Below are 5,173 nucleotides of genomic sequence, written 5' to 3'. Positions count from 1 at the left end.
CACCTTGCGTCCGGCGCGGCTTCTACGGCAGCCTGGCCCAGCTCGGCTCGCCGGTCGGCGGCATCGTGTCCAACGCGCTGTTCTTCCTGCTCGCGGCCGTGCTCACCCAGGATCAGTTCCTGGCGTGGGGCTGGCGGGTGCCGTTCCTGCTCAGCATCCTGGTCGTGGGTCTCGGACTCGCGCTCCAGCTGCGTCTGGAGGACTCGCCCGCGTTCGTCCGGATCGCGGCGTCACAGGTCCGCTCCCGGATCCCGGTCTTCGAGGTCCTGCGCACCCGGCCGGGGCAGGTCCTGCTGGCCGCCGGGTCGTTCGTCGCGGCGAGTGCGAGCCTGTGGGTGTTCGTCACCTACCTGTTGCAGTACGGGACGAGAAACCTGGGGCTGCCGCAGTCGACGATGCTGCTGCTGGTCACCGTCACCCAGGCGTTCCAGATCGTGTCCATCCCGCTCGCCTCGATCCTGTCCGACCGGATCGGGCGCCGGATCACCTACCTGTGGGCCGCGGCCGCCTCGGCGGTCTGGGCGGTCCCGGCGTTCCTGCTGATCGACACCGGCTCGGTGTGGCTGATCGTGCTGGCCCTGGCCGTCGTGCACCTGGTGCTCGGCGCGATGTACGGCCCGCTGGCCGCGCTGTTCTCGGAGATGTTCGGGACCCGGGTGCGCTACAGCGGCGCGTCGCTGGGCTACCAGATCGGCACCGTGGTGGGCGGCGGGTTCGCCCCGATCATCGCGACGTCGCTCTACGCGGCCTCCGGCACGTCGGCCGCGATCTCCGGCTACCTCGTCGTGGTCTCGCTGATCACGCTCGGCTCCGTCGCGTTGATCAAGGACACGTCGTCGGTCGAGCTCGACGACGGCGCCGCGGGCTCCGGCCCTGCCGGCTCCGGCGCTGCCGGAATGGATCATCAGACTTATAGTGAGCAACGCTAAGCACGACGCCGGAGTGGGGAGCGAAGGACGCGTGATGCGCCGTCCGGACGGGGGGATGCGCCGTGAGTGAGCCACTGCCGGCCCGCGACGACGCCCGGGAGCTGCCGCGGCCGCTGCCGCGCTGGTCGCTGCGCAACCGGCGGGTGCGGACCCGGCTGCTGGCCCTGATCGCGGTGCCGACGATCGTCGCGATCGTGCTCGGCGTCGTCGTCACCGCGGCGGCGCTGAGCAGCGCGACCGCCTACGGGCGGACCACCGCCCTGGCCCGGCTCGCGGGCTCGGTCACCGCGACCACGGCCGACCTGCAGGCCGAGCAGGCGCGCGCCGCGACGTTCGTCGGCGCGGGCCGCCCGGGCGCGCTCGCCGGCGACCTGGCCGGCGCCCAGGCCCGCACCGACGGCGACTCCGCGCAGCTGCGGCGCGACGCGGACGCCGTCGACGACTCCTACGCCGAGGCCACCCGCGACCGGGTCCGCCGGGCGCTGTTCCGCCTGGACACGCTGCCCGCGCTGCGCTCGGCGGTCACCGCGGACCGGCTCCCGGCCGGGGTCACCGTCGACAGGTACTCGGCGGTGGTCACCGACCTGGTCGCGGTCGACGACGAGATCTCCCAGGACTCGAGCGACCCCGCGCTGTCCGCGTCGGTGCGCGCGCTGGGGTCGCTGTCGCGGGCCAAGGCCGCACTCGCCGCGCAGCACGGGCTGCTGGGAGCGGCGCTGACGGCCGGGAGGTTCGAGCCGGGCGGGTTCGACGCGCTCACCCGGGCCGTCGCCGCGCAGGAGAGCGCGCAGGCCCAGTTTCGCACCTCGGCGACCGTCGCCCAGGTCCAGAGCTTCGACGACGTCGTCGCCGGTGCGGACGTCGACGACACCAGCGCGCGCCTGACCGGTGTCACCGCCGCCGGCGCGGTCCCGGGTGGCGCGGTGCCCGGCGGGGCACCGGCCGCGCAGGGCTGGGACGTCGCGGTGTCCGGGACGGTGGACAAGCTCGGCACGGTCGAGGCCGGGGTACTGGGCTCGATCGCCGACCGGGCCCAGGCGCTGCGGACCGAGCAGGTCGAGCGGGCGATCCTGGCCGCGGTCGTCGCGCTGCTGGTGATCGTCGCGGTGCTGGTGGCCACGATCGCGGTCGCCCGGTCGCTGGTCCGGCCGCTGCGGGCACTGCGCTCCGGCGCGCTGGCGGTGGCCCAGCACCGGCTGCCCGACGTCGTGTCCCGGCTCGGCAGCCAGGACCCGGACACCGTCGACACCCGGGTCGAGCCGATCGCCGTGCACTCCGCCGACAGGATCGGGGACGACGAGATCGGCGAGGTCGCCCGGTCCTTCGACGAGGTGCACCGCGAGGCGATCCGTCTGGCCGGGGCCGAGGCGCGGCGCCGCGCCCAGACCGGCGCGCTGTTCGTGAACCTCTCCCGCCGGACCCAGTCGCTGGTCGACCGCCAGATCGAGCTGATCGACGACCTGGAGCAGGGCGAGGAGGACCCGGACCGCCTCGGCAACCTGTTCGCGCTCGATCACCTGGCCACCCGGATGCGGCGTAACGGCGAGAACCTGCTGGTCCTGGGCGGGCAGGAGCCGATGCGGCGCTGGAACCGGGTGCTTCCCCTGCTCGACGTGCTGCGCGCGGCGATCTCGGAGGTGGAGCGCTACGAGCGTGTCGACCTGGCCGAGGTGCCGCCGGTGTTCGTCGCCGAGGACGCGGTCTCCGACGTGGTGCACCTGCTCGCGGAGCTGCTCGACAACGCGACCGCGTTCTCGTCGCGGTCCTCGCGGGTGCAGGTGGTCGCCACGGCGCTGCCCGACGGGTCCGGGTTCGTCGAGATCACCGACCGCGGCATCGGGCTGACCGGGGCCGAGTGCGCGGAGCTCGACGCCCGGCTCGCGGAACCGGCCGAGATCGACGCCGGGGTGTCGCGGCGGATGGGGCTCTACGTGGTCGCGCGGCTCGCGTCGCGCCAGGGCGTGCGGGTGCGGCTGCACCCGGCCGAGCCGCGTGGCGTCACCGCGACCGTCGCCCTGCCGGCCACGATCCTGACGACGGCGCCGAGCACCGAGCCGGCGCGGGCCCCGGCCGGCGGCGGAGACCGCGGCGGACGGGACGACGGCACGGCGCACGGTGCATGGATCGGGGAACGCTGGTCGCAGGCGGTGTCCACGCCAGGGCCCGGCCCGGACAGCTGGTTCGGCGGGGGGTCGCTGGCGGCCGGGGCGGCCACGGCGGCCGGCGCCGCTCCCGGTGGCGGGCCCGCGCCGCGTCACGGGGTCGAGCCCGCCCGTCCCGCGCCCGCCGAACACTCGGCCGGCGACGCGTTCGGGGCCGCCGCGGCGTTCTCGCCGACCGCGAGCGGCACGACGTCGGCCGGCCTGCCGCTCCGGGCCCCGGGCGCGAACACGGTCCCCGGGGCGCTGCCGGACACCGCGGCCCGGCCCGGCGCCGAGACCCGAGGCCCGCGCGGCGGGGCACACGAGGCGGCGGACGTCTCCGGCCCGGCCGGGGAGGACGACAGCACCCGCCCGCTGCCGGTGGTCCGCCCCGACGGCACAGGCGGCACGGACGGCACGGGCGGCACCGGCGACCCCGACAACGCCGGGGCCTCGGACCGCTCGCCCGCCTCGATCCGCCGCCGCTACGCCGGCTACCAGCAGGGACGGGCACGCGGACGGGTCGCCGCCTCGCCGCACCGCCCCGAGGGGGACCCCCGCGGCGCCGTGGTGAGCGAGCGGACCCCCCGGGACACCGCTGTCACGGCGTCGGGTGACCGGGCCGACGCCGGGGCGTGGGCCGCACCGGCGGTCCGTGCACCGACGGCGGCCGGGACCACCTCGTCCGGGCTGCCCCTGCGCGACCCGGGTGCCAACTACGTGCCCGGCGCGGTTGCGGAGGAGGAGCCCGTCTCACCGGCGGGGGACCCGGCACCGGCCGGGCAGCAACGGCCCCGGGAGCAACCGGCGGCCTGGGACCGTTCCGCGGACGCGGTCCGGCGGCGGTTCGCCGCGAACCAGGAAGGACGTCGGCGCGCAATGGAGAGCAGGAGACGATGACAGCACCCGAGCAGGACTTCGACTGGCTCGTCACGGACTTCGTCGAGCGGGTACCCGGTGTGGCGCACGCGGTCGTGGTCGCCGCGGACGGCCTGCCCATGGCCCGGTCCGCGGAGGTCCCGGCCGACCGGGCCGACCAGCTGGCCGCGATCACGTCCGGGCTGGCCAGCCTGACCACCGGCGCGTCGCGGGTGTTCCAGGGCGGGCCGGTCGAGCAGACCGTGATCGAGATGCGGCACGGCACGTTCATCGTGATGGCGATCAGCCACGGCGCGGCGCTGGCCGTGCTGACGTCGCCGAACTGCGACATGGGCCTGGTCTCCTACGAGATGGCGCTGCTGGTGGAGCGGGTCGGCAAGGGCATGACGCCGAAGCCGCGCTCGCAGGAGGCCGGCGCGCGCTGATGACCGAGCAGGACCGCACCGACGCGCGCCGGCCCGGCCCGGGCACGGCGCGCTCACCGGTCCGCCCCTACACGCTGACCCGGGGACGGACCGCGTCCCGGGAGGCACTGCCGCCGGAGACGGTGGTCGTCGCGGCCGACGAGCCCGCCCCGGCGACCGTGAGGTTCCCGGTCGTCCCGGAGCCCGCAGCCGGTGAGCTGCGGGCACTGGCCCACGGCATGCACGGCCCGGTCTGGCTGCCCGGCGACGACGGCTTCGACGCCGAGATCGCGGCGTCCTCGGCGACGGTGGTGCACCGCCCGCACGCGGTGGTCGGCGCCCGCGACGCCGACGACGTCGCGGCCGTGGTGCGGTTCGCCGCCGAGCGTTCGCTGCCGGTCGCGGTGCAGGCGACCGGGCACGGCGCGGTCGCACCGGTGCGCGGCGGGCTGCTGGTCTCCACCCGACGGATGCGCGAGCTGGCCGTCGACCCCGGAGCCCGGACGGTGCGGGCCGGCGCCGGGGTGGTGTGGAGCGAGGTGATCGCCGCGGCGGCCCGGCACGGGCTGGCGCCGCTGTGCGGCAGCGCGCCCGGTGTCGGGGTCGTCGGCTACACCCTCGGCGGCGGCCTGAGCCCGGTCGCCCGCTCGTTCGGCTACACCGCCGACCACGTGCGCGCCGTGCAGATCGTCACCGCGGACGGCCGGGTGCGCTGGGCCGACGCCGGGCACGAGCCGGAGCTGTTCTGGGCGGTGCGCGGCGGGAAGGGCAACTTCGGCGTCGTCACCACGATCGTCCTCGACCTGCCCGCCCCGGCGCG

General features: G+C 76.4%; 4 protein-coding genes. All 4 read left to right on the top strand.

Features of this window, described 5'->3' with window-relative positions; all coding sequences use genetic code 11:
* Positions 1 to 929: MFS transporter (locus tag I4I78_RS30210; protein ID WP_218614918.1), on the top strand; the 929-nt coding region annotated here is incomplete at its 5' end.
* Positions 930 to 991: 62 nt separating this feature from the next.
* A complete protein-coding gene (locus I4I78_RS30205; RefSeq protein ID WP_218614917.1) occupies positions 992 to 3,970 on the top strand; it encodes a nitrate- and nitrite sensing domain-containing protein in 2,979 nt (992 codons plus the stop codon).
* Positions 3,967 to 4,374 (top strand): roadblock/LC7 domain-containing protein, encoded by a 408-nt coding sequence (locus I4I78_RS30200; RefSeq protein WP_218614916.1) that lies wholly within the window; start codon positions 3,967 to 3,969, stop codon positions 4,372 to 4,374. Before I4I78_RS30205 ends, I4I78_RS30200 begins: the two co-directional genes overlap by 4 nt.
* Positions 4,374 to 5,173, top strand: an 800-nt coding sequence (locus tag I4I78_RS30195) for an FAD-binding protein (protein WP_218614915.1), incomplete at its 3' end; no start/stop codon positions are given. The genes I4I78_RS30200 and I4I78_RS30195, both read left to right, overlap by 1 nt.

Origin of the sequence: Pseudonocardia sp. KRD291, from assembly GCF_019263595.1 — a bacterium.
In the GTDB taxonomy this organism is placed as follows: domain Bacteria; phylum Actinomycetota; class Actinomycetes; order Mycobacteriales; family Pseudonocardiaceae; genus Pseudonocardia.
The sequence above is the reverse complement of the archived record's forward strand: the minus strand, read 5'-3'. Positions and strand labels throughout refer to the sequence as shown.

Excerpts from the sequence above, each read along its gene's own strand:
- I4I78_RS30200 (WP_218614916.1), top strand. The coding sequence starts at position 3,967 with ATGACAGCACCCGAGCAGGACTTCGACTGGCTCGTCACGGACTTCGTC.